This window comes from Vibrio sp. SS-MA-C1-2, from assembly GCF_021513135.1.
Taxonomy (GTDB): domain Bacteria; phylum Pseudomonadota; class Gammaproteobacteria; order Enterobacterales; family Vibrionaceae.
In genome coordinates this window covers 118287-144998 of sequence record NZ_CP090982.1, presented here as the reverse complement: position 1 = coordinate 144998, position 26712 = coordinate 118287, and the positions used below count along the sequence as shown (strand labels likewise).

The following is a 26712-nucleotide window of genomic DNA, read 5'->3' as shown; positions in this document are numbered from 1 at the left end:
GACTAAACCCGCGCTAACAGGACTAAAAGGTTCATTTTTTTCGTGCCATTCTACTTGCATCAAAATGCCACAGATGGCCGCGAGATGGTGCAGTATTTTCAAACTCTCCTTTCGGATACACACGCTTTACAACCGCATTGAGGGCTTTAGGTCTTAAATCAATGACGCTTAATCCTATTTGACGACTGTGTGGAAAGTCATTTTCAATATAGGTATTGATAGTAAATGATGTGAAATAACATAACCGGGACGGGTCGGCTGCAGGGTTATACGGACTATCTCCACTTAATACCGTATCTTTCTCAAAATCAAAATGAAACCTGTATGCTGAAAAGCGATCAATGACCTTTCCTGCTTCACTGAGTTCAATGTAATCCTGACTCAATGCGACTGAGTTTAAATATTCGTTTTGAAATATCGGCCAAATACCAGTACACACGCCAGCAGAACTAAGTTTAGCTTCTGGCATATCTAGCTTTTTAATTTGGCTCGGCTTCATGCCTCCACCATACAAGATTTTTTCTGCAGCAGTGTTGCTAATGAAGTCGAATAACGTGGCTTTTTTAGCTAATTGCCAATAGTTCGCACCTGCGCCACTCCTAAAACCATCTGGCTTTAAATTGCTCAAGTGAGTCCATGATTTACAGGTAGTGGCTCTAAAATCATCGGATTTTTTAAAAAACTTGTATTGGCAAAGATCGTAAACAAGCGTTGAGAAATCAAACCGTGAATTCACCTCCATGATTCGCTCACCAATGTCCCACGTTGAATGTAGAAAAATACCATGAATATTAATCGGCTGAACTGCAACATCTCTGATTTTAGGGTGTAACGGCTCTAAATTACTGAATATTTCATAATTTCCATGATAATGAGACAGTGCGGCTTGCAGTTGTTCTGCATACTGATTGACTACAAGTTCTACTAGTTCATAGATGCGATTGGTTAATTCTTCTCGGGCATCATATACAGGACCATAATATCGAGATGAATATATATCTTTTTCTTTTACGATAGCTTGATACTTCTTTTCAAGTGCTTTGAATTTTTTATCGTTGCGATACAGGTTGGCAATCTCGTTAGCTGACCATTTCTTTTTTTACTTGTAGCGTTAGTTGAAAGGGAGTTTACGATTGAATCACTGATTTTCTCATTGATATTAAAAACTTGATGATAGCTAACACATTTAGGATAGTTAGGTGGGCACGCTTTTTTAGTTTGATAAAACTGACTGGCACTAGTGATCGCAGGTGAAAAGCCCTGATAACTGGCATGAAAAATTGGGTCAGAATAAGCAACAAATTCTTCCTGTACGACTTTGTTAGCAGCACGATAATTCATCATCTTTAAAGCTTTTTGATGTAAGTAATAGCCTATTTCTTTTGAATTAGGCGCACCCTCTTTGAAGGTAACAGTTGCAAGGACCTGTCCTTTTTTTAGTGTTGGCAATGTATCTTGGTGAATAGAATAGTAAATGCTCGTATCTTTTTGTTGTTCATAGGGTAAATCTAAAGGTAGTACGTCTTTCTTTTCTTGGTAAATAAATAAGCGTGAGTAGGTTGTTGAAGGAATGAGATCTAGACCAAACCCACCTTTGCGATCAAATCGATGTTTATTCTTTTTTTGGTCATCAAGTGATGGTTGTGCAACTCGAAATTGCGCACGGCTATAGTGTAAACGGTTGAGGTTCTTGGCCATGTTCTCATCAAACGTGATTTTTACAACGGTATCGATGCAATGAGAGTGATTGGACTCATGGGGTTGGCAAGCACGATAGCTGTAATCGACAACTTCGACATTTTTGATATCTTTGGACATGCTAACGATATTGTGAGAAATGGCACCAAGCTCGCTTGCACTAATAATAAATGCACTCTGCTCTGAGGCATTCTTAGTGGCAAAATAGACACCATGTTGTTTCAGGTAGTCAAACGTTTCTTGCTCTAAATCATTGATAGCAATGGTTGATTTCCCGATGATTTCTTTGGCTGATACATTTGTTGTTAACAATATCAACATCAATACCAAATAACGCATAAGACCACCTTTGAATAACTACTTTTACTAGTTTATGTCAAAGGCGGTCATTTATTGCAAAAATGCTAATCTGCTATTTCTTCAATACATCGGAATCAATATCCAATGGTGAGGCTGTACCATCCCAATGAAGATCGGCTCTATCACCTTCTGTGCTAAATACATCTAGTGACCCATCCATTGCGTTTGGACCTGATATCATCGCATCGACAGCGGATAACTCTGTTGGTACTTCATACTTTACGTCTTGGTTAACTCGGTCAACTTCTGACTGCTGATAGCTGTTTAACTGAATGTTATTCGAAAGAGCTGCATCACCAAGCTCTTTCCACTCATTATTGGTTAAGTTAGCCACACCAGCGTTTTGAGTCATTTCAAATAACTGTGCAGTTTGGTTATCCATTCCGCCATTTTTGGCTTGTTCTAACTGTCGAGTCTGTTCTTGATTTACTAGCTCTGACGAATTTTGACTAATAGAAATTGGATTACTCACAGAATCAATATTTTGTTCTGTCGTATTAGCGGGCTGCGCACTTTCAACATTGCCATTTGGCGCAACACTTTCAGGTTGTGGCGTTGGTGTAACACCTGTTGTTTGAGTTGGCGACTGACCACCATCAGTATTTTTGGGCTCAGAGGCATTGCCAGTTGGCGCAATACTTTCAGGTTGTGGCGTTGGTGTAACACCTGTTGTTTGAGTTGGCGACTGACCACCATCAGTATTTTTGGACTCAGAGGCATTGCCAGTTGGCGCAATACTTTCAGGTTGTGGCGTTGGTGTAACCCCTGTTGTTTGAGTTGGCGACTGACCACCATCAGTATTTTTGGGCTCAAAGGCATTGCCAGTTGGCGCAATACTTTCAGGTTGTGGCGTTGGTGTAACCCCTGTTGTTTGAGTTGGCGACTGACCACCATCAGTATTTTTGGGCTCAGAGGCATTGCCAGTTGGCGCAATACTTTCAGGTTGTGGCGTTGGTGTAACCCCTGTTGTTTGAGTTGGCGACTGACCACCATCAGTATTTTTGGGCTCAGAGGCATTGCCATTTGGCGCAACACTTTCAGGTTGTGGCGTTGGTGTAACCCCTGTTGTTTGAGTTGGCGACTGACCACCATCAGTATTTTTGGGCTCAGAGGCATTGCCAGTAGGCGCAATACTTTCAGGTTGTGGCGTTGGTGTAACACCTGTTGTTTGAGTTGGCGACTGACCACCATCAGTATTTTTGGGCGCAGAGGCATTGCCAGTTGGCGCAATACTTTCAGGTTGTGGCGTTGGTGTAACCCCTGTTGTTTGAGTTGGCGACTGACCACCATCAGTATTTTTGGGCTCAGAGGCATTGCCATTTGGCGCAACACTTTCAGGTTGTGGCGTTGGTGTAACCCCTGTTGTTTGAGTTGGCGACTGACCACCATCAGTATTTTTGGGCTCAGAGGCATTGCCAGTAGGCGCAATACTTTCAGGTTGTGGCGTTGGTGTAACACCTGTTGTTTGAGTTGGCGACTGACCACCATCAGTATTTTTGGGCGCAGAGGCATTGCCAGTTGGCGCAATACTTTCAGGTTGTGGCGTTGGTGTAACACCTGTTGTTTGAGTTGGCGACTGACCACCATCAGTATTTTTGGGCTCAGAGGCATTGCCAGTTGGCGCAATACTTTCAGGTTGTGGCGTTGGTGTAACCCCTGTTGTTTGAGTTGGCGACTGACTACCATCAGTATTTTTGGGCTCAGAGGCATTGCCAGTAGGCGCAACACTTTCAGGTTGTGGTGTTGGTGTAACCCCTGTTGTTCGGGTTGGTGATTGACCACCATCAGCTTTATTCGGTTCGGTTGCTACACCTGTTGGTGCTGGATTATTACCGAGTAATGTGGAAAACTTAAACCCATCATTACTTTGTGGTGCAACTGGACTCAATGTTGAATTATTGGTAAATGAGCTTGGTAACTCACCAGCGGAGCTTAAATTAACTCGCTTCTGTTGGTAAGGCGTTAATTGGATACCGTTTTGGTTAGCTATTCCATTAACGGTCTGCCACTGCTCTTTAGAAAGCTGCGCATTAGGAACTTGAGCTTGAGTAAATAAATCGTGTTGTTGACTGCTCAGTGTACCATTTTCTTTTAAGCTATCTGTAACTACAGTCTGACGCTTGATTTGCTCTGCTTCATTTTCTTTATTAAATGAAGATTGTCCTTCTGTAATCGCGTTATCTACAAATTTACTATCATTTTTTTGTTCATGATATATCGATGTTGCTGCTGTATTATCAGGCGTAAATGTAGAGTAACTTGTCCCTGTTTGTAGTTGCGTAGTTGGATTATCTTTTAATGCAGCATGTTGGCCGATCATTGGAGCTAGTCGGCCTTGTAATTTTTCATCTCCAACAATCTGCGCGCCTGCATATGCATTATTGAAGAAGTTAGGATTATTAGTATTACTTTCAAAACCTCCTTCTCTTGCAGAATAATAATTAGCGGCAGATTCCGGTGTGATTTTTCCATCACGAATCGCTGTGGCCATCGCCATCAGTTTTGGATTATCTTGTGCTTGCTGATAAATTTCTTTACTGTTATTTATCATTTCAGCACCTACCTTTTTATCAAAGTCAGAAACGATATTATTATTAATCGCTCGTTCTAAAATAGAAGGCTCTCCATTTGCTCCAGGCATTGATAGGGCAACTGTTGTTGCTAAGGCCGTAGCTTCTTTAGAATTAGATGTTAACAGAGGATTATTTTCATTTTTCAGTACGTTATTTGCATTGAGTTTATCTGTAACCAAGCCCATTACAGCGGGTACTTGTTTAGAATATGGTGATAACGTAGGTTCTGCTGACGTATCATTCTCTAAGTCTGTTGTAGATAATGATTTTTGAGTGTTATTGATAAACGTAGTCGCATTTTCAAGTGCAGCTTTAGGCATACCATACTCACCCATTTGTGGTCCAGAGCCAATCGTTTGCAGAATCCGTTTGGCGGCGTCACTCTGATTAAACTCTTGAGTTTGCTGTTCGCCTTGCTGTTCAGCTTTGTTCTTATTTTCTTCGTCTTGTGTTTTAAGTTCAGCCTGATTTTGATTGTTCACGCTGGTAACAGTTTTACCATTGAGAGCATGATCAACACTTCCCTTAACTTGTGAACCGCCATTTCTAACGTCCTGTTCAATATTTTTACGGTCTTTCTCAAATGGATCTTGATCAAGTTTGGGTTGATCAATTTTTTGTGCATTTAAGTTAGTGGCCATCTGTTCTAAGCTACCACCGAGTTTTACTAAGTTATGATCGCTACCAAACTTCGTGCCGATTTCTCTAAACTCTCCACCGAGTTTATTCATTGCAGCCGCACGATCTTCTTTATTATCCATTGTGCCAATATTACGTTGACGCTCATTGACATCCTGAATATACATCTGGGCGGCAGTCATACCCTCATGGCCATTCAATGCTTTTAGTGTTGTTAAATATTTTTGTTCAAACTCTTTGTATTTGTCAGTATCTTTACCACCAAACTCCTCTGCTTTTAGGTTTTTATACCAAGCTGCAAATCGGTTGTTCGTTCCGATGGCGGCAGATAAGTTAGAGTCAAATTTTAAGTTTACTCCATTGCTACTTTGCTCGGTGGCACTGTTAAGCGCAATGCGTTGTTTAGCCTCATTATACTGTTGAGCTGATTGTTTCATGTTGGTATAAGCCGTGTCATTAAGGCGACCATCACTAAAAGCCTTTCTTAAATCAGCAGTATTCTGGAGAGAAAAGTCACTTTTTATGATTGTTGAATCACTATTAACATTAGAAATGGCCTTGTTCAGTGACTTTCTATCGGCTTCAGATAACTGGCCGCCTGTTGTTGCATTAAAGCTCGGCAGACCAGGGATCTTACTCATGCCTCTAACACCTGCGTTTACAACCGTGCTATAGGCTTCTTCATAAGACTTACCTGTATTTTTAGATAATTGATGGGCAACTTGAGCGATATATTGTTGTCCTTTAGATAATGACGTTTGACCCGCTTCGCCACTGTTTGCACCTTCTACCCAGCTTTTTGAAACTTTGGCTAAACTAGACAATTGCTGATTAATTGCAGAACTCGTCGCTTTCATTGTCGAATGGCTAGCTTGAGTAGAGCTGGTTGTACCAGAAGTGATCCCACTGATACCCGAAATTGAACCCATACCGATACCTGAAAAACCAGATTGAGTACCTACCCAAGAGCCATCTTCACCCATCGTGCGAGTGTGCGTACCAATCTTATATGAGCCGCCAGATACGTTTGGTGCAATATTTGGTGATAAACCACCTGCTTGTACTTGGCCACCGCCTATGCGATTAGCCATTGAAACAGCCGCGTATTCGCCGCCTTTCAACATCATATAAGCCAGTAGTGGGATGAATGTGTACATGAACGACGCATTAGCAATGTAGCTTTGAGCTTCCGTATAAAATGTAGAAATCCCTCCAATGGTAAAGGCTGAGCCATCAACAATATCATTTGAGTTATATTGCTCAATTGACCAATCTAGATAAAAATCGATTAAGACACCGACCACAGGATACAGACCAACTAAGACAAGAAAACGGAAATATCCCAACGAGGTTTTAATGCCATTTTCTCCGAATAGGACAAAGAAGCTGATTAATGGCGCACAAAACCAGACAAACCCTTCAAAAATAGAGATAAGAGCAGGTGCCATTTCCATCCACATCGCTTTTGCACCAGCTTGTTCATAAATTCGAGAGTTTTTAGCTTGGAATTCTTGATAATCAGCAAGATAAGCTCTTAGTGGATCATCGCTAGGCAGACTGTTAGCAGACTTATAAAGATGGTATTGAATAAACTGGTTGGTTGCTAAATCGAGTGCATCCTCTGAGGAATTTCCCAATTGGACCAATGCATTTTTTACTTCAACTTCAGACGTTTTTAAACGAATAAGGTTCGCTTGAATCATTTGATGAAAATCTGAATGTGGACTAGTGAAGTATGTTCCAATTAATCTATATGCTTCATCACAACTTTCTCTTTTCCAAACGCCATCTGTAGCTGTACCTAATTTTACATCTGTATACCATGCGTTTGAGGTGATTTCTAAGGCTGCCCACGAATCCAATGCCGAGTATAGTTCAGCGGGATTTGCTTCAGTATTTGGAGCTGAAGTGCGAATATCCTCATAATAACAGTCGTTCATGTAGTTAACGAATGATGTAGAAAAGTCAGTATCACCCAAGTTGGTATCTAATGTCCTCTTGGAGCCGTCACCTTGCCCTGCTTTTTCAGTCTTAACCAAAGCGCGGAGTGCATTAACATGACTGCTTCCTGAATTTGGTAAGACAAAGAGATTTTCAACGATTTCACGAAAGGCGTTAGGAATCGAAGTCGATACATTGCCAGCTACAGCAAGGCCAATAGGCATATCAGGATAAAAGGACACATTACCTGTCGTTGGCTGCTCTAAGACCACATCCACCCTTGGTACAAATAAGAGTAACCAGAGCGCGTAGCCTTTAATGACCATCCCAAAATCTGGCATTCCTTTCTCGAAAATACCTTTCAATGCGCCAGCCAGAACAGCAAGTAATAATCCTAGACCAAGTACATAGTTAGCATTACCAAAGTCACCCGTAGATGGATCAAATGCCATCTGAACAGCACGAAATATGCGTGAAGTAAAATCGAAATTACCAAGCGTGTAAATAGTCCATTCCATGCTCTGCCCCTTATCTATAAAACGTATTATGGTTCATGATGTCACCGACAACTTCAGATACCGCTTCGTGATTTGGATGACCTTCAATGCGAGTTTTATAGGTCGAATTTAACTCTGCGAGTTGGGTGTTTAGTGTATTTAGTAACTTTTGGATATTGTCTGTGACATCTGCATTTTGGTTTTTAGCCGAGTGATGCGCATTCATTAACTGAGTTTGCACATCAACAGCGAGTGCTCTTGCATACTCATACGCAATTAATTGTGAGAGATATTCTACCGCGCCACTTAGTTGCTCCATTTTGTAACCTTTAACAGCAAAGTGACGCATCATGCCGTACACATTAATAGTAGATACGGATAGCAGAGCGACTTGATCTGATGTGAGGGTTTTACTTCTTCCACCATCTTTATAAACAGAAATCAGGTTTGCATCACCAGGCGTGACGCATTCACTTGCGGTTGAACTCAGTCCCATGATCGTTAAACAAATATGGTGAGAGAGTGATTTCCAGTTAGTCTTTTCAACTTTGGTCACTTCATCACAATCAGTGTTATTATTGCAATCCCAGTAAGTGAAAGGTTTTCCATTTGGCTTACCGTAGGCCAGCTCAGACAGTGAAACTTGACTCGGGTAGCTATAGATATCATATTTGTCCAGCCCTTTAGGTGCGATATAAGTCCCCGTGATTGATTGAATTAACTCAAAGTATTTCCAATCACCACCACCAATGGTTGTGGTATCTTTGATGTTTGCCATGTCGAACGCATTGTAAATGACATTACCAAAATAGATCTCTAAATCTTCATTAGGTATGCCATCTGGCGTGATGAAGTCCATCATATCCGCGATGCCCATTGAAGGAATTTTGTTAACCCAAGAACTAACGTCATCTTCTAGACCTTCATTTACGGCTGTCACTGCTGCATTGGATTTGATTTTTTCTTCTATACCATGCTCCGTGGCCACATTTTCCATAAACTTACTTCCTGCTTCACACGCATTTTTAAAGAACTGAGAAAGTTGGTCTAATTTTTTCTTTAATGCTTGCATTAGTGAGCTACACTGGGCACAAAGTGAGTCTATTGCTAACATGAAGGCGTATGATGCGGCACCAGCGGCAATTTGCCGCATAGCATTCTGTAGTTGTCCTGAGAGGTCTTTGATAGCAGAAAATGCGCCGAGCTGCATGTCGATTCCGTTACAACCTGCCGATATTGAAGGGGTTTGGAAGTTGAAAAGTTCTTCTTCTGTGCCTTTGAAGCGAATGTTGGCTGAACCAAAGACAACACCCGTTCGTTTTTGAGTTTCAATCGTTGTCATGCCATGACTAACAGAGTAACTATCAAAGACATCTTTAAGAGGACTACCTGCATTTGCAACCGATAAAATGCCAATACTGAACATGGCGGAGAGAATAATTGTTAAAATTTTATTGAACATAATCTTGACCTCCTTGTGGCATACTAACGATCTGATCCAAATTTAATTGGATTTTATTGATACCTTCTAGGGCGTCATCAATGGCTATCTTTTTTAGAAATTGATACTCATCCATGTTCCATTTATTGCTATCAGATAGCCGTAACTTTATATAGTTGATACTGGCATCGTGAGCAATGATGTAGAGATTCGTTGAGAGTTCATTATTTAGTACGACACTGTTGTATCGAAGCGCAGGGATAACATGAGAGTAATAATGCAAAATCGAGTGAGACAATGCTTCCTCATTATGTTCTTGCTGTGCTTTGACCAAATCAGTCTGAATTTGACGAACAAGTGAGTTATCTATTTTGGCGGGTGGTATAGACTCGAATTGATAAATGGTTTCTTCTTCTTGAGCTGCAAATACAGATAAAGAGAACAGTATTGCCAACGTTGTTGAAGTCGTTTTCATCATATCTATACACCTATAAAAAATCTTGTTATTTATAAGTATGAATGATGAAAACAACCCAAAACCCTGCTAACAGGACTAAAAAGCCCCGATTAGAAGAAAGTTTTAAAAATTTCCACTCTCCATGAGCTGATTGAAGTAACGTGGATCGGTTGAAAGACGCTCGACATCGATATTTTCTTCGTTAAATTCGGTATAACGCTGCATTGATTTTACATCAGCGATTGAATCATATTCTTCTGCTGTAATAAGGCCTGCCGCTTTTGACTGCTTAAACGTCATTTCTAAAATTTCGTTCTGAGTTAAAATGCCTTGTGATACTGGAATAATAAACTCGCCATCATGCGTAACAAGAAATAAAGCAGGAACGCGGCTTACACCAAGTTCTTTATATTTCCCTTTCCTATCAACAATAAAATTGTCGGCAAATAAACCACTGCTTAATGCTGGACCATCGATACTAATCGCTTGAGTTTTAATGCCCATATTCTCGATTGACTTCATAAGAGGCGCTTGTTTATTACAATATGGACAATCTGACTCATAGAAAAACCAAAAACCCGCTTGTTGACCAATTTTCTCAATCAGTGGCTTTTTAGCTAAATATGCCTCGCGGCCATGTGCAATGATACCGAACGACGAAGTTGGACGAGCAACAGTTTCATCCAGCATCGAGTTTTGAGCAACATCCTTCATAAATTCTTCAGAGAAAACCTGTGCTTTATCCATAATAACGCGCTGCAAATTTCTTAAACGGCGTATATTTTCAGGGCTTGGATTGTCTATAGCGGCATCACGAAAAACAGTCCAATTAGCACGTATCCATTCGGAACTTAGAGGTTTTGCAGATGTGGTTGCAGGACTTGCAGATGGTGGTGGTGGGGTAGGTTTCTCTTTTTTTACTTCTTCTTCTTTTTTGGGATCGACATAAAAATGCCAGCCTCCAGGCGAATCATTACTATTAATGTAAGCGTCACTTGCCAATAGTGATGAAGAAAATAGTAAAGTAGAAATTAATAATGGTTTCAGCATAGATCCGACTCCCTGTTACGCTTACGACAAAACGGACAAGTCGTTTGATCAAGTTCACTTGGTACTATATAAGAACATCGACAGTCTTCATTTTTGCACTGAACTAATTTAATTGAGTTATCTCGGACTTTAGTGAGTATTTCAACAGCACGGTCTACTGGAAAGTGCTTTAGTGCTCTTTCTTCCGTGAACGTGCGTAAAAATGTTTTATAAGCATGAAGTACAGAGACAGGATCTATATTGGATGGGATTTCATTTTGACCAATTTCTCTCAGGTAGCAAAGATAGAATAGTGCTGCACCTTTATAAGAGTGAATGTTAGATACAGATAGGAAGTTTACTCGCCACGTTACGCGAGTGTGCTTTTTTCCAGACGCTCTGTTTCGAGCTACAATTTCATTTTTAACGACTTTTGTACATGTATCAAAAAGCGCGGTGATTGTTGTTTTTGATGCCCCAAGTCTGACTAATTCTAATGAAGTTTCTTGGTTATGTACGAAGAATTTGGTTGATTCACACATGAGTTTCATATGGCTACACCTCACAAAAAATAAGCCATACCTTCAAAAAAGTATGGCTATGGAGTAAAGATATTATGCTGCGAGTAGTGTTTCACTAAGAGACTGAACTTGCTTTTTAATGAGTGCATTGAAATAATTTTTTTCATTATCTTTTTCACAACAATCAATAAAGTCATTTGCGCAACTTAGTGTGAATGGGATGTAACCATGTGCTAGGCAGCCCGTCCAACGCTCAAGCGGAAGTTCTGCAATTGCTGCAACATCAGCATCAGTACAGGCTAAGAATGTTTTTACTTGGAGTGGTTCTGTTTTTGCTAAAGTGTGAATTTCAAATAGGATGGCAAAAGCGTGATTATGAACCATTGTATTTTCATTTGTTAGCTTAGTTTTGTACTGCTCTTCATACAGCGATAAGTACTCTTTAAAGTTAAAGCGTTGGCAAGCTAAAATAAAAGACTTGATAGGTGAGCAGCCGCGATATGAGACTGGGATGAGTTTCAATGGGCAACCATTTGATGATAAGACATTTTTGACATTAGAATGAGCTAATGCAAAGAATCGTTCTTCATCAAATGAATCAGAAAAGTTCGTGGAGATATTGTGATTTTGTGCAGACGCAATGAGTGTGCGTCCCAACTGAGTTAGGTTATCTAAAGACATATTATTACCCTCTAAATACATAATGATTTAGCACGTACAAACCTAATTCCAAATTAAGTTTGTGTCCTTTTTGAAATTTAGCCCGACGCTAATTTCAGGTATCAATTTTCCTAAATTGATATACAAATTATTGCTTATATTTTGAGCATTGCAAGTTAATAAAGTTGACACTTTTCTCTATAGGTCAATTTTCAAGGCATCAAGTAATGATGAATTAAATGATGTATCTTCAAATTTCTCACTCGAAGTACCTGTATTAGTTTCATCGTGATTTGTTTGAGCCGTATTATTACTACTCACTGCTGTATTGCTCTGAAGTGTTAATTTTTCAACTTGACATTGATGGAGCATGGCAAAACTACAACGAAGCAGGCGATTGATTGTTTTTTGTCGGTGATGACAGTCTGCAATATAATTATAAAGTTCATCCAATGGATCAAAAAAAGTGAGTCTAATTGTATCTGGCGTGGATAGGCGATTAACAAAATAATATAACTCAAGTTCTGTTAATTTTGCCTCATCAAACTGATACACCATTCGACAAAGAGTTTTTAAGTGATCCTTAATTTCTTCTGGCGCACTTTGTGGTGGAAGAAATTCTTTATTATATTTTACTTTTGGAAAGTCCATAGCTCACCCCTTTTGCATTGTCTGCAATAATACCTTTGTTAACTCTGAGAAACCGAGTGTAACAGCAATATGGTGTTGATTGACTAACGTAATATTGTGTCTCGGAAACGCTTTTATGAGTGGCTTAACGAAAAATTTTGCAGGTCCACCCGATACCAAAATTTCTGAAATATCGACGGCATTACCTACTTTATTTTTTAGTGCTTCGATACAATCATCACAGTGAGAGTTTATGATTGGCATCACATCAAACTCATTATTAGTAGATGTCGGGAAGTCATAACTCTGACCAAACACTTCTAGTTTTCCTGTATGAAAAGCTTGATCAATGAGATCGAACGGAATGTCTATGTCGAAATGTGAAGTTAGATGCTCTGATATCGCATAAATCGTTTTATTATGGCCGAGATTGACTGCCGATGAGCGTTTATCGTCAGCGGTTAAACCTATGGTTGTTAGAAAATCGAACGTGCCATACCCTTGATCAATAATAAGTCGTTTTTTATCTGCAATGACGGAAAGCGGGTCAGTTATTCCTTGCTCTTGTGCAATACACTTTGCGTGATGAATAAGCGCACCAAGCGGTTGTGCAAATACCTTCACTTTTTCAATATTAATATTTCTCTCGCCAATTTGATGATGACCAAATAGAAGTGATTCCACCTTATTTACTTTTCCAAGGGCATTGAGTGGCAGTCCAGCAACCAAGATATTGATCGTGTCAGCATCTTGCAGGCTCAATGCACCATAGAATAATGCAAGGTATTTATCCGATGATGTGAACTCGCAATTAAGTGAGCGAACCTCGTCTGGGTTGGTAATTGAGGAAACGCTTGGGCCGACCTCGTATTCAGTTCCATTTACCTTTACGAATACTGATTCTCTTTTTTCTAACATTCCGCTTGATAGTTCAAGGCTCCTATTTTTATTGGTGCGTACTGTCCTACTTGGGAATAAATTAAATTTAATTTCTGAGGACGTTGGTTTTATATTGTAGCCGATTGCTGTTGTACCAAAACCAATATCTACGGCACATCCTACGAGAGATACTTTATTACTCATGATACTGCTCCATTATTATATTTGGTGTTTATTTTAATTTATATAATTATTCATTAAAAAATCAAGGTAAAATTAATATTAATTTGGATTTATTTGTTTTTGGGATATTAAAGTATTCTATTTATTGTGCGTAAGGATGTGTATTTTCGATTGATATTGCTGTAATTATATATGTAATCACGATGCTTTCAAAAATAGAGAAGATTTCGTGTTCATGGGATATTAAAACTGTTTATGGGATATTAAAACCGTTTGTGGGATATTAAAACCGTTTATGGGATATGTTATTAGGTTTATTTTCATGTAGGTTATTGATATTTTATGTGTGTTGCTTTGCTTTTTTCATGATGACTAAAGGGTGTCTTAATTTGTTATTTTTTATACTCTGTTTATGGGATATTAAAGTTGTTCATGGGATATTATATCTGCTTATGGGATATTAAAGTTGTTCATGGGATATTAAATCTGTTTATAGGATATTAAAACTGTTTGTGGGATATGTTATTTTGTTTATTTTAGTGTAAGTTGTTGATATTTTTTTTATTTCACAATTTTGTGTTAAAAAATGAATAAAACGTGCATAATCTATATTTCCTTTTAAATCAGTGGATTACTCTAAATGTTTTTACGGCTTACTGATACAAAATAATATTCGGTATTCATTAGTTGGGTTAAAAAAACAGTGTTATTTGTTGGAAATTTAACTGAATTAATTCTTTTGAAATTATAAAGTTAAAAAATCATTTTTTACGTTGTTTTGTTGATTATTTATATCGATATTCATTAGTTAGCTATTTTTATTTCCTTTGTTTTTTCATTTTTTATTTTATTGTTTTGTAAGTTATTTGTAGATATTAAAGTTGGCGAGTAGGTTATATTTTCTTATATCGATATTCACCTATAATTTCGTAAAAATATAGTGTTTTTTCTTATTTACGATATTCATTTGTTTCTTCGTTCACGTTGGATTAGATTGGGGATTCAGTTAAAACTCTATTTCTAGGTCTTGGCCAAACGGCCTAGAGACTAACGAATAATTAATCAATTATTTATTAAATGAAATACAATCACCATACTCCGTTCTTGTTAGCCATCCGCTGCCTTATTGGTTTTCGGGCAAATAAAAATAAAAATATCTTCTAATCGGGGTCATTTGGTCCTGTTAGCAGAGGTTTAGCTCGACACCATCGCTCATACTTAATACATAATCAATATAAAGGAGTAGGTTATGCAAACATTAATTGACCGTTTTTATTCTGAATTTAATCAAGAAGCGTTGGCTCTTTTGGATAAGGCTGTATGGCTTACCGCTAACATAGAACATGCTCTTAATGAAAAGTACATTGAAAAGCAGAAAGCGAGTAATAGGAATCTCAGACAGTCCAATATAAAAAATGGCGTTCGATCGTATGTGGGAATGTCGCGTGTCGTATTGCGTATTAAAAAAAACAAGTCAGAGTTGGACACACCAGAAGTCCTGAGAAAAACATTATGTGCTCTAGATTACTCAAGAGAAGCAACAGGCCGTAAAAAAAATTACCTGCACGTAACATCACAAGAGCAGGTGAAAGCGATTCAACGATTTAGTTTTACTATAAGAAAAAAAATGAGAAGAAAGAATGGTGATTATTTCTTATATAAGCCATCAAGCATGACGTCTTATCTCGATGATAATGAGATGTTGTGGTACTTGGACTTTATGAACGCATCAATGATTGATGTCGCGTTCTATTTTAAGACGCGGCTGCTTTGGAAAGCGTTGATGAGTAGTGAGACTGAGTTCCTAAAGATGGTGATCAGAGCAACCCATAAAGAGGAGATTAAATATCTACATAATAAATCCAATGTCGCCCTGCGACAGATAGTAACCGACCAACTCGGTCTGAAAATAAGCATAAGTTACCAACAAAAGGAGACTGACTATGCCTAAGTTCACTCAACGCCGAAAGAACATGCCTCGTGAAATCTACTGCCAATCAGAAGTGGTTCACGAAATTTTAGAGAATATTGAATCAAGAATGATGGGCGCAATGCAGCGTGTTGCCCTGTTACATAAAGCCACGGAGACAAATAAAGAGCTGCGCCAAGTTGTGAACGATGTCTTTAATCCGATTTTTGAGCGACTCAATGAAGATGTGAATGACTTTGACATTGAGTACAACGCAATGGTCAGAGAGTGCCATCGTAATGCGAAAAAAATGAAGTTGAACTTGAAGGAGTTCGAGTTCGTTTCCCCTGAGAACTTTATCCATAAGCTTGAGGTTACACACCCTATCATGATGCCAATTGTGACAGGCATTAAAAATGGTGACCGTCAATTTACCAATATCGAAAAATTTTGGTATGCAGGTATCTTGTCAGAAGATCGTATGGTGATAGCCAAACTTCGTTACCGCGCCATTTATGATCGCTTTGTGATGGAGATTTATCGTGAGACGAATGTGTTGAAGAAGTTTAATCGTCCTAGTCCAAACATGAACAAAGCGATGCGCCATCAGCTTAAATCAATCATGCCTGAATTAATTGTTGATGCTCAAAACGATGATTCTGATACAGAAGGTTTGTCAGAATTGGTCGCTGAAAAACCAGAGTCCAAATCAGTCAACCAAGAAGACCAAATCGACTTAGTTGATGAGTTGAAAAAAACGGAGGCAAGTTAATTATGGCTGTATGGGGATTATCTTTAGTTAAGCGTTTTGTACCGACCAAATTATCGACTCAGGTATTTAGGTATTTGCAAAAATTTGGTTTGATAAATTCGACTTTTGATAAAGTACAACATCTCAAGATGGTGGTGCGTGCAAAGACGAAGCTTCTTGAGAAACAAGATGTGCATATCAAGCAGATGCAGGAGCAACTCCGCCTAATTTTAGAATATCCCCCAACACCAGATGGTGTTCCTATTTTGTCTGTTCAGGACATTGTTTATGTTTATAAAGACATTATAAACGAGACGATTCGCTCGTCTAATATGGGCATTGAAGGTAATGGTGAAACCTTTGAAAAAATGTACATGCCAGTCATCGCTAGAGTCATCGCCTATTTTCATCTTTTACCTGCAAGTGAATTTAATCATCACCGCGATGTGGGTGGTTTACTGCGCCACTCGTTAGAGGTTGCCTTAATGTCACTGCGAGCGTGTAAATTTTCCCGCCCTGTCCCGATTGGTCTTCAGGACGTAGAGCGAGAACGTTTGGTTCGCTGGCAATATGCAAGCTGGCTGGTTGGTATTTTACATGATGCGGGTAAAGTTATCGATGACATGATCATTAGTGACCGAGATAACGAAGATTGTGTTTGGAATCCGCAAACTCAAACTATTTTCGAATGGGCAGTTGATAACAACATTAAGCGTTATGTGGTGACATGGAAGCCGAATAGAATGCACAAAGCTCATGATAATCTCTCTCTCTTTCTGCTTGAGTCAATACTGACACCCGAAGTAAAGGCATGGCTATTTACCAGTGATGATAACTTATCTGGTCCGATAGCAAATTGCTTATCGAACTATAAAACTCAAGATGGTTTTTTAGAAACCTCTCTGCGTCAAGCAGACTGTTATTCGTCCGAGCGCGACATGAAAGTGCAGTGGCACCAGGCATTCGGTGAGCGTAAAGCCGCAATTGAAGCAACAATTACACTGGCTATCCGTGATTTGTACAAAGGCAGTTGGCGAAAGTACATTAACAAAGATAAAGGCCGTTTGTTTGTTGTGGGTGAGCGTTTATACATTGATGCGGAAAAAGGCATTGGCGATATTATTCGATTTGTTAATAAGCGAGAGCCTAACCGTCTACCTATTTCGCCCGAGCGTGTGATTAGAATGATGTACGATGGCGGGATGCTCCGTCATCTGCATGAGCACTCATTGACTTCTACGTTGACCTTCTTTAAACCAAGTGGGGCAGAGTTTAACGTCAATGTGATGCAATTCATGTTCGAAGGCGTTGTGTTTGATGGCGATATTATGCCGCCAAACATTCCTAATTGTCAGCTTTTGTTATCTGAAGCGGGAGAAGTCGTGTCGTTTGACGAAGTTGGACAACAGATAAGTATTGAATATCCAGAGACCTGCGATGACCAGGCGCGTTATAAAAATGTCTTTGAAGGGGATGAGGTTGAGGGTTACCGACCATTCCCACAAGAAGGCATGAGCGAGATTGATAAACAGTCGAAACGAGTCTCCAGTGCCATCGATAGGGCTAACAAAGCGTTGATGGAGCGCAAGCAAGCCGCGCAATCCGTTGTGAAAATTCCAAATCAGACTGAGCAGGCATCACCTGTGACGTGGAAAGACTTTCTCGATACGGATTTTGGTGAACCGTATCGAATTAAACCCGCTGGAAAAAGAGAGTTTTGTAACTCGTACTATGACGCCTCATTAACCTTAAAATTACCGAGTGGCGATTACAGTTATTCACTGGGTACAGCGCAAACACCTTTCACGTATGGCGAAACAGGTGAGAAGGCAGACAATACAGACGATAATGTGGTGTCTTCTGCAGTCGAGGTTGCTGATAACCAAACAACAGATGACCACAGTGGCCAAGAAGACATTTCTCAGTCCAGCACAACCGGCAATGAAAACAGGCACCCTGTAAAAAGTCCAACACCGACAATTAAGAAGCCAGTCTTTAAAGAAATCATTGAACCTGAAGTCCCGCAGCCTGCAGTTGATGAAAATCCAAAAAATTCCGCATCGGTCAGTGCAAAAGTAGATTCTTCAAAAGAGCCTTCATCTAACCTGGATGCAAAAGAAACAGTGCCAACTGTTAATACTGAGCCTAAACCGACAGCATTCACCAGTCGACGCAAACCAGCCGCAAAGAAACCTGCGAAAAAGGCTAAAGAAAATAATGGCCAGCCTTCTACCCAAAATGTTAAGCCATCGACTACTGATGAACAGGCGAGAGAACCTGCAGTTGCATCTCAAGGTACTTCTCCGAGCACACCTCCACAATCTGAGACTAATCCAGACAATCAAGAAGAAAGTAGTAAAGCCAAAAAAGCAGACAAAAAACCGGTACCGTTTCAGGTAACAAAATCGGGTGATGATCCAAAACGCCGTGCAGCACGATTTAGTGCAGGTGTGCAGCGTCAAATGAATATCGTACCTAGCGAAAAGTATCATGCATTTGCTCTGATGTTGGCTAACTACTTTCATTCAACCCAATTTAAAGTAACGCCCAAGACATTGCTTGTCGTTGAGTCCCGTGCAGATGTTGTTTATGTAGCCAAAGGCTTTATTAAAAAAGTTATTCGCCACTTTGCCGCTAGTCGCAATCTGACCATTAGTGAAGACAATGCCAACGTTATCATGAAAAAACTGGAGAACTCTCGCTCAAATATTAAGCTCCAGTACTACCGAGTACCTAAGAATATCCAAGGAATATCAGATGATTACTTGGGTGTGAATCAGTCTTTAATGCTGATGGTATCGAACCTGACATCTATTCCTGAAGTGCATATTTTAAAACTAGCAGATAAGTACACGGCGGATGGAGAGTTATTTAAAGCTCTTGAGGGTATCAGTGAAGACAAAACCGTGTTCCTTATCCCTGATTTCTTCCAAGAAAGCGTTGACCGCTCTGGTCTATTGGAACTTTTCTCAACCAAAACGGAGGTTGATTCATGAAATTTAATCGACTAATAGAAAGTATTGAGCACTCATTTCGAGAGGTGTATGAGATAAAACAAGCCAGAGTTTGGTTTATTGGAATGGTGTTCTATTTCATCGCGGGTGGATTGGAGAGCATGTATGTGTTGTTCAATGGCTATCAAGTCTCTGACACGATGATGTTCTCGATGATGTGCGTCCTAGTCTGTGCAGTGATGTTTGTTGTCCGAATAAGACAAGCCATGCCGCTTCTCAAACGTCAGGCTAAATTGGTCAGCACACAGCTAACTGTAGAAAAATTAGAAGCAACGCGTAAAAAGGCAGCTAAAACGCCAGAACGTACTTATCTTGGCACGGGCTATAACTATGGCCCAGAGCACGCAACAGACATGTATAAAGTGCTCTCCATGCCCTCATTTCGTCGAGAAATCAAAGTACCATTCTTTATGAGAAAAATCGTGCCGTATAACAAACAACTCAATGAAGAATTGGGCGGGGAGCCCTTTTTGATGGGACTTGGCGACGAGAAAACGGTCACCGTGAGAAATGACACATGGCGAGCACATTCGTTGATAGTTGGTTTGCCGGGGACTGGAAAGACAACGATTTTGAAAATGATGGCTCTTAACGAATTATGGCAACACGATAAAGAGCCAGTCCTTCTCATCGTTATCGATCCAAAAAACACACCAGAGCTGCGTTATGGGCTGGAAGATGAGATGAGGCGTCAAGGTAGAGAGCGTGATTTCTATTATTTCTCTCCTGCTCGACCAAGTGAGTCATGCATCGTGGATTGTTTAGCCAATATCAACCGAACGACGGATGTTGCCACACGTATCGTTAACTGCATCCCTGCAGGTGGCCCTAGTGGGGAAGTCTTCCGTGCTTTCTGTTGGGAACGAGTTAACCAAGTTGCCCAAGCCATTCACTATATTGGCGAGCGTATTACCATTCAGACACTCAGATATTATCTGCGTGAGGGGATGGGGACATTGGTAGAGAAGTGTTTATTACGCTACTACACAAACCATTTTGGTCAAACGTGGGAGAGTGATTTGCAGTCACAATTCCAAACAATCCCCGGCACCACCTTATTCGATAAGATGGTGGGGTATTATCAATTGACATTGGCGAAAACACAGAGTGATGCCTCAGTGTCGGGCATAATTGACCAGTTCTCTAAGTCGGACTCGGACATTGCCTCTAAAACAGCATCACTTAATGCACTGTTAGAACAGCTTTGTTCTGAGCCTTTAGGTAATCTCCTCTCGCCTAATAATGCAGATATAAAGCTCAATGATCCCAATATCGTTAACATTGAAGAACTGGCCAAACTCGGTGGTGTACTTTATATGGCTACCGATGGTCTAACCGATGACATCATTGCAGGTTCTATTTCTAAATTGGTGTCAGCGGCCGTCGCAGGGGCATCCGCTTCTCGCTACAACTTTTCAAATGGTGGCCAACTACCGAAAGTGAGTTTCTATATTGATGAAGGCCATAGTGCTATCAATGATACTTTGTTATCGCTCTTAGCGGTTGGTCGTCAAAGTCGATATCAATTAACGCTCGCCTCACAAGGCTTGGGAGATTTCCCTAAAGAGCAACTAGACCGTATTACATCACTCTGTGCAAACACAATTGGCTTCCGCTGTGAAGACCAGTTAACGCGTGAATATATCTCAGACAAAATTGGTTACGCCGACCTTGTTAAATACACCAAAATGCGCAGTAACACATCTAACACCTATGACGGATTTGGTCAGTTCTCAGGGGGCCGAGGTATGAGAGAAGACTCTCAGGAACGACCACTATTTCCACCACAGCTCGTTTCAGGCTTGCCGAACTTACAGGCAATCTGCTCATTTTCAAATGGCGACAAAACGTTAGTTCGTCTACCTGTTGAACCACGATAAGGCGTTGGTATGAAAGAGATAAAATTAAAGCCACTACCACCTTTTTCACAAATTACGAAAAATTTAGGTCATCGTCATCTCACACTGCTTAAAGAAGTTTCAGTGATGTGGCCAAGCTTCCCACGTTTCTTTATGAATTTTTTCAAAGTTGTTGGTTTTGATATCGGTCAAAAAAACCGTTCTTTAAGTATCGATACACTCTGCGAGAGTCTTGATCTTTATGAGTGCATGAAAAAAGAGGAAATTGATTTTAAGTCGATGTCACAACAAGTGTTCCATAAAATTTTTGCCGCACTTGGCGAGATGTTCAACTACAGCGTGCATATCACCTCGGCGGGTCGTCGAGGTGGGTCACGTAAGGATGAAATCATGAACTTGCACTTTGATCCCGTTGAGTTGAACTATGATGAGTTCTGCACTGTTCATCAGAAGTGCGATGTGAACATTTATCGCTACAAAAATGAGCTAAGTGATTTAAATAAAAACACGTTGGCAACTATCGTATTGGCTCGCGTATTTAGTCGCAGTGATTTGGTGTTGTGGGGATTTGTGCCGCATATGGGGCGCAACACGCAAGCAAACCCAATAGCAAGCAGCCTGAATCTTGGCGTAGCATGAGGAGGTCATTATGTCATCTTACGATACAAATGATTTAATCGACGAGGGCAATAAAAGCCTTATTGGTAAAGGGTATCAATATAAAACCATTGCGCCTGTTCTGATTATATTGAGCTTGTTTTTCACATTGGCCTATAGCCTGTTTTGGCTAAACGAGGAGGAACTCCAGTCGCAAGTGGCCAGTGAGATACATCTCTCCCAACAATCGCTTGTCGATAGTCAGTATCGGACAGCCATTGAGAGAACTAACTCTAGTTATCAGTCGATGTTTATCGAGTCCGGTATCGTCGGCTATTTAGAGACACAAATATATCGGCAAATCGACAGTAGTTACTCGGTTGCTCTGGCAAAAGTGACCAATGTTACCAATGCTTTTGTGACAAACTTTAAGTTACTGTCTTATCGGGCGTTATTTAGAGCTAACTTTGTTTGGGAGTGGTTCGTATTAGGCGGTGTCGCATGGTTTATCTTTGCGATGGATGCGTTTTACAACTACAAGATACGATTAGCTGTCTTTGAAATCCAGAACATTAAGATGAGTGGCGTGATGCTCAACAGCATTGCTCTTAGCATCTTCCTTTTTATTATCTATTTAATTATCCCAATGGTCAGTGTCGCGTACTGGCATTATGTACCGTTAATGTTCATCTTGGTCATGATATTGACGACATCTTCACTTATTCGACACTATACCCGTGTTTAGGAGGATTTTATGTTACTTTTCAAGAAGAAGAAAAAAGAAAGCCCACCATTAAAAGCTCAAGTTGCTGATATGACGCAGCGTTTTAAAACGATGACACGGTTTAACACGCTTAAAGTGATCGCTATCGTCACAGCTGTCATTTTTGGTATTGGTCATACACTTTATATGAATCATTTCTGGAAAGTACCGATGCCACACGTTGCTTTGATTCAGCTAGAGGGACCTGTGCAGCGGGGAAGTAAAACTGCCGATGGTACAATTCTGTCAGAGGCCATCAAAAAGGCAATGAATGACCCGCTTGCCCACGCAATAATCATTGAAGCTAATTCACCAGGCGGAAGCCCTGTACAGGCGGAAATTCTGCATCAAACAATGATGGACATGCGTGATACCACCGCTAAACCTATTTTCTTCTCGGTTGGTGAGGTTTGTGCTTCAGCGTGTTTGTACATGGCCAGTGCCGCCGACATGGTATTTGCCCACCGTAACAGTATGATTGGCTCGATTGGCGTTCGGATGGACTCTTGGGGTTTTGATAAGATATTGGCGAAGCTTGATATCGAGCGACGTACCCTGTCAGCAGGGAAAAATAAAACATTGTTAGATCCGTATTTACCGGAAAACGCAGAAGCCGTTGCCCATGTTAAGTCGAAAATCTTGGCGCCACTTTATGTTGAGTTTAAAGATGCGCTTATTGAGGGGCGTGGGGATAAACTGCAGATTGATAACCCGAATTTGTTTACTGGTTATATTTGGACGGGTAAAGAAGCAATGGACTTAGGTTTTGTTGACGAAATTAAAACTCACTTCCAGTTAAGAGAGGAAGTGCTTGAGCAGTACCAACTCGACACTATTCAGAATTACACACGTAAGCCTTTCTCGATTAAATCGCTATTAACCAGCGAGTTTTGGGCTGAAGTTGTCTCAAAAGCGATTGATATTAAGCTGAATGAGACATCGGTATATAATATATCTTACTGAAGAAAACGCCAATAGTAAGTAAATATCAAAATTGTTGCCTGAAAATTTCAGCAATTTTTCCTAAGTTAAACATAATTGTACGATTTCTAGCTTGTTCATGGGCATTAGGTGCCAGTATCGCAATGAGAAGGTAGCAATGAGGATTATTCCAACCTTGGCAGTAAACTAAATGTTTATCACTTGTCTGATAAAACTGAATTGATTGAAGAAAGGGGGCATCCTCTGTTGCTAAGTGAATATGTTTGACTTCTTCTGTTTTTAATATTGGTAGAGTGTGTGGGTGATTGTATGGCTCATCTCTACCAAAAAACTCTGGAATAACCCCTGTTTCTTTATAAGATTTAAAGTCATTAACTAGTGCGTCTAGCTCATTTTGAGTTAGAGATTCAATTAAAATTTTATGTTTGAATACTCTTATCTTTTGCCTAAGACTCATTCTTCAAATTCACCCAATTGAGTGTTGTCAATATTCTCAAGTGCAGAGACATTGAGATGAGCAATGGCTTCTAATCTTGCACTCATCGGACGAAATGAAGATATTGATGTGGCATTTTTACTTTCTAACGCTTTCATTAGGCTTTCAAAGAAGGATGCGCTCATCATATACCCAGCAGGTTCATTGTTAGATAAGATCACAACTGGCTCACCTGATAAGCAGTCTTTGAAATGCTTACGTGCTTCACTGGAAGATATTGCCTTCTGTGCATAAATCGTACTTGCTTTCATGATTTCAACCTTGTACTTTAATTTGTACCAAATATTGTACTTTATTCTGATTGAGTGGGCAATGTTGTTAATGATGTATTACAAGTTTCAGAAGTAACATATACTTACTAAAGGTGAACCATAGGATGTAGCATGGATAGAGAAGTAGTTGATATTTTAATTAAAATATTTGATCGTTGTGCCGATATCATACCAAACTATCGTGGACGAGATTCTCAAAAACGCCTTGCGTGGGAAATTGCTAAATCGGTCACAGAAGAAAAAGGTGTGATTCTTGCTGAAGCCGGGACCGGGGTAGGCAAGTCCCTCGCTTATCTCATCGGGGCTGTACCACCTGCACTTGGTAATAAAAAGGTGATCATATCGACTGGTACGATTGCGTTGCAGGAGCAATTAATCCAAAAAGACCTTCCTCTATTTTCTACACTCTTTGATGTGCCGTTTAAATACGCGCTGGTCAAAGGCCGCGCGAATTATATTTGTAAACATGCATTGCTTGACGCACTTGGTCGGGATGCGTCATTTGGTACGATGTTTCCTGACGATTCACGCGAGCACCAAACATTCCTTACTATGCAGTCACTCTTGGACAGCAATGAATGGAATGGTGACAAAGAAACGTATCCTCATGCTATCCCTGCAGGTCTATGGCAAGAAGTACAAAGCGACAGATATCGATGTAAAAAACACCTTGGTCATTCGGAATGTCCATTCAATCTCGTTCGAGACAATCTTGATGAAATGGATGTGTTGGTTGTAAACCACGCATTATTGCTCGCTGACTTAAATCTCAAAGAAGGTGGAGGAGTAATTCTGCCTGCTGCCGAAGATTCGATTTATGTTATTGATGAGGCGCACCACCTGTCAGATATCGCCAGAGAATCAACATCAGGTCGTTTTTCGATAAAAGGTCAAATTGAGATGCTCGATGGTGTAAATAAAGCTATCAAGCGTCACATTAAGACAATTAACAGCATGGGTAATCAAGCAACCTTCATCTCATCAATGACAACAGAGATGAAATCACTCTCTCCCTTAATGCAGGATAGCAACGCCCTATTAAATCAACTGGATGAATTATTCGCAGCGAACCCCAATTTATTCAAAGACAATGGCAGTTACATTATTAGAGATCCAAACAAGGAGTTGCTGGCTCCATTATCTGACTATCGAAATGTTACTAACAATCTTATTAAGACAATTAAGAAGATCATTCAGCTCATTGATAAAGAGATGAAGGATACTCAAAGTTTATCGACTAAGCACGCCACCATGCTCTCTGATTGGCACTTTTATGGTGGACGATATGAGACAGTTGAAATGGTTCTAACAGGTTTCTTGTCTGGTGACGAAGACACACAATTTGCCAATTGGGTTGATAAAAAGTCCAATACGGACAGTTTTCAGCTTAACTCAACCGTGCTATCACCAGGCGAAATTCTGTCCAGCAAACTTTGGGAGCACGCAAGTCATGTGGTATTGACTTCAGCTACGTTGTCATCGTTGAATAACTTCAACCTTTTTAAGCAAGAAGTTGGTAGTCCAGAGCACGCGCAACTGTTGAAATTAGATTCACCATTTAATTATCAACAGAGTGCAATACTGCACCTTCCCGATATTGAGGTTTCGCCCTCTGATGCCACTGCATTTACCGAGTACTTATCTAAAAATTTATTAGAAAAAAGTGTTGGGCAACACAAAGCAATATTGGTTCTATTCTGCTCCTATTGGCAGATGAATCAAGTGTGTAATGCAATAAAGGAAAAAGCAGAAAAACAAGGATTTAGTCTCTTAAAGCAGGGTGATAAATCCAAGAGTGAACTGATAAAACAGCATAAATCCATTATTGATAACGGTGGTAAATCATTGCTCTGTGGTGTTTCATCGCTCTCTGAGGGATTAGACTTGCCTCGTCAATATGTAACAAACGTGATTATTACAAAGCTTCCTTTTGCTATGCCAAATTCCCCACTGGCGACGGTTGTTTCTGAGAATATTGCCGCTCAAGGCCGCAAACCCTTCTTCGATTTAACACTGCCGACAACTGCCCGAGCATTGACGCAATCGGTCGGACGACTGATTAGAAGTGAAGATGACACAGGCATTGTGGTGATACTGGACAATCGGTTAACCACAAAAGGCTATGGTAAACAGATTATTAATAGTTTGCCGCCGTTTAAAATAAATAATGCCTATCCATAATGTGAAAACTCTCTTGTTAAACGTGCGTTTTAATCCTGTTAGCGCAGGTTTGGCTCGAAACCATCGTTCATACTTAATTCAGTTACACATTGTAAGGCTGAATTATGACTCCACTTTTACTCGCACTTATTACTACGCCGGTGCTGGCAACTGGGACGGAAAAAACGTGTCTCTATGATGAACGTATTGTTCAGGTTGGCGAAATCGTTACATTGAATAAAAAAGAAATAGCGATAAAAAAGCGCGAGGAGAAGTTATTCTTGATGGCGATGTGATACTTGCCAAATGCAGTCAGCCTATTGATAGCGAGCAACCAATTCTGACCGAGTTTGAGTGGGGTGAGCAATGAGAAGACTGTTTTCTTTGCTGATAATGGCAACATCAGCAACCGCCGCACAAGTAGGTCATACGCCAATTGGC

21 protein-coding genes are annotated in these 26712 nt (G+C 40.2%); 9 read left to right on the top strand and 12 right to left on the bottom strand.

What is annotated here, in order from left to right; translation table 11 throughout:
- Positions 1-31: 31 nt before the first annotated feature.
- The 10 genes from L0B53_RS18935 to L0B53_RS18890 all read right to left on the bottom strand — a co-directional run bounded on the left by L0B53_RS18935 (position 32) and on the right by L0B53_RS18890 (position 13529).
- Positions 32-628: a hypothetical protein gene (locus tag L0B53_RS18935; protein WP_235062328.1), complete on the bottom strand. Its 597-nt coding sequence runs from the start codon at positions 626-628 to the stop codon at positions 32-34.
- 380 nt (positions 629-1008) lie between these two features.
- Positions 1009-2037 (bottom strand): hypothetical protein, encoded by a 1029-nt coding sequence (locus L0B53_RS18930; RefSeq protein WP_235062327.1) that lies wholly within the window; start codon positions 2035-2037, stop codon positions 1009-1011.
- Between the two features lie 73 nt (positions 2038-2110).
- Positions 2111-7729, bottom strand: coding sequence for a conjugal transfer protein TraG N-terminal domain-containing protein (locus tag L0B53_RS18925; protein ID WP_235062326.1), 5619 nt, complete (start codon positions 7727-7729; stop codon positions 2111-2113).
- 10 nt (positions 7730-7739) lie between these two features.
- Positions 7740-9170, bottom strand: coding sequence for a conjugal transfer protein TraH (locus L0B53_RS18920; RefSeq protein ID WP_235062325.1), 1431 nt, complete (start codon positions 9168-9170; stop codon positions 7740-7742).
- Entirely contained in the window at positions 9160-9627 is a 468-nt protein-coding gene (locus L0B53_RS18915) for a hypothetical protein (protein ID WP_235062324.1), read from the bottom strand. The genes L0B53_RS18920 and L0B53_RS18915 overlap by 11 nt, the downstream gene beginning before the upstream one ends.
- 102 nt (positions 9628-9729) lie before the next feature.
- Positions 9730-10656 carry a conjugal transfer protein TraF gene (traF, locus tag L0B53_RS18910; RefSeq protein WP_235062323.1) on the bottom strand — a complete coding sequence of 309 codons (927 nt, stop codon included), beginning with the start codon at positions 10654-10656 and terminating at the stop codon, positions 9730-9732.
- Positions 10650-11186 carry a FlhC family transcriptional regulator gene (locus tag L0B53_RS18905; RefSeq protein WP_235062322.1) on the bottom strand — a complete coding sequence of 179 codons (537 nt, stop codon included), beginning with the start codon at positions 11184-11186 and terminating at the stop codon, positions 10650-10652. Before L0B53_RS18905 ends, traF begins: the two co-directional genes overlap by 7 nt.
- 63 nt (positions 11187-11249) lie before the next feature.
- Positions 11250-11837: a hypothetical protein gene (locus L0B53_RS18900; RefSeq protein ID WP_235062321.1), complete on the bottom strand. Its 588-nt coding sequence runs from the start codon at positions 11835-11837 to the stop codon at positions 11250-11252.
- Positions 11838-12014: 177 nt separating this feature from the next.
- Complete coding sequence (locus L0B53_RS18895; RefSeq protein ID WP_235062320.1) at positions 12015-12467, bottom strand: hypothetical protein; 453 nt, start codon at positions 12465-12467, stop codon at positions 12015-12017.
- Positions 12468-12470: 3 nt separating this feature from the next.
- Positions 12471-13529 carry a ParM/StbA family protein gene (locus L0B53_RS18890; RefSeq protein ID WP_235062319.1) on the bottom strand — a complete coding sequence of 353 codons (1059 nt, stop codon included), beginning with the start codon at positions 13527-13529 and terminating at the stop codon, positions 12471-12473.
- Between the two features lie 1228 nt (positions 13530-14757).
- Here L0B53_RS18890 and L0B53_RS18885 point away from each other — a divergent pair.
- The 7 genes from L0B53_RS18885 to L0B53_RS18855 are packed head-to-tail and all read left to right on the top strand — an operon-like array spanning position 14758 to position 23364.
- A complete protein-coding gene (locus tag L0B53_RS18885; protein WP_235062318.1) occupies positions 14758-15459 on the top strand; it encodes a hypothetical protein in 702 nt (233 codons plus the stop codon).
- Positions 15452-16189 carry a hypothetical protein gene (locus tag L0B53_RS18880; protein WP_235062317.1) on the top strand — a complete coding sequence of 246 codons (738 nt, stop codon included), beginning with the start codon at positions 15452-15454 and terminating at the stop codon, positions 16187-16189. The genes L0B53_RS18885 and L0B53_RS18880 overlap by 8 nt, the downstream gene beginning before the upstream one ends.
- Before the next feature lie 2 nt (positions 16190-16191).
- On the top strand, positions 16192-19164 hold the full coding sequence (gene mobH, locus L0B53_RS18875) for a MobH family relaxase (RefSeq protein ID WP_311197329.1): 2973 nt from the start codon (positions 16192-16194) through the stop codon (positions 19162-19164).
- Positions 19161-21062, top strand: coding sequence for a conjugative transfer system coupling protein TraD (traD, locus tag L0B53_RS18870; RefSeq protein WP_235062316.1), 1902 nt, complete (start codon positions 19161-19163; stop codon positions 21060-21062). The genes mobH and traD overlap by 4 nt, the downstream gene beginning before the upstream one ends.
- A gap of 9 nt (positions 21063-21071) precedes the next feature.
- Positions 21072-21680: a hypothetical protein gene (locus L0B53_RS18865; protein ID WP_235062315.1), complete on the top strand. Its 609-nt coding sequence runs from the start codon at positions 21072-21074 to the stop codon at positions 21678-21680.
- 10 nt (positions 21681-21690) lie between these two features.
- Positions 21691-22383 carry a DUF4400 domain-containing protein gene (locus tag L0B53_RS18860; protein WP_235062314.1) on the top strand — a complete coding sequence of 231 codons (693 nt, stop codon included), beginning with the start codon at positions 21691-21693 and terminating at the stop codon, positions 22381-22383.
- Positions 22384-22392: 9 nt separating this feature from the next.
- Positions 22393-23364 (top strand): S49 family peptidase, encoded by a 972-nt coding sequence (locus L0B53_RS18855; protein WP_235062313.1) that lies wholly within the window; start codon positions 22393-22395, stop codon positions 23362-23364.
- Positions 23365-23389: 25 nt separating this feature from the next.
- On the opposite strand, the gene L0B53_RS18850 is transcribed toward L0B53_RS18855, so the two are convergent.
- Positions 23390-23800, bottom strand: a complete 411-nt coding sequence (locus L0B53_RS18850; RefSeq protein WP_311197328.1) for a type II toxin-antitoxin system YafO family toxin — start codon at positions 23798-23800, stop codon at positions 23390-23392.
- Positions 23797-24090 carry a type II toxin-antitoxin system prevent-host-death family antitoxin gene (locus L0B53_RS18845; protein WP_235062312.1) on the bottom strand — a complete coding sequence of 98 codons (294 nt, stop codon included), beginning with the start codon at positions 24088-24090 and terminating at the stop codon, positions 23797-23799. Before L0B53_RS18845 ends, L0B53_RS18850 begins: the two co-directional genes overlap by 4 nt.
- A 132-nt stretch (positions 24091-24222) precedes the next feature.
- Between L0B53_RS18845 and dinG the strand changes: the two genes are divergently transcribed.
- Together dinG and L0B53_RS18835 are read left to right on the top strand one after the other, a co-directional pair.
- Positions 24223-26292, top strand: a complete 2070-nt coding sequence (gene dinG, locus L0B53_RS18840; RefSeq protein WP_235062311.1) for an ATP-dependent DNA helicase DinG — start codon at positions 24223-24225, stop codon at positions 26290-26292.
- A 104-nt stretch (positions 26293-26396) separates the two neighbouring features.
- Positions 26397-26567, top strand: coding sequence for a hypothetical protein (locus L0B53_RS18835; protein WP_235062310.1), 171 nt, complete (start codon positions 26397-26399; stop codon positions 26565-26567).
- The last annotated feature ends 145 nt before the right edge of the window (positions 26568-26712 follow it).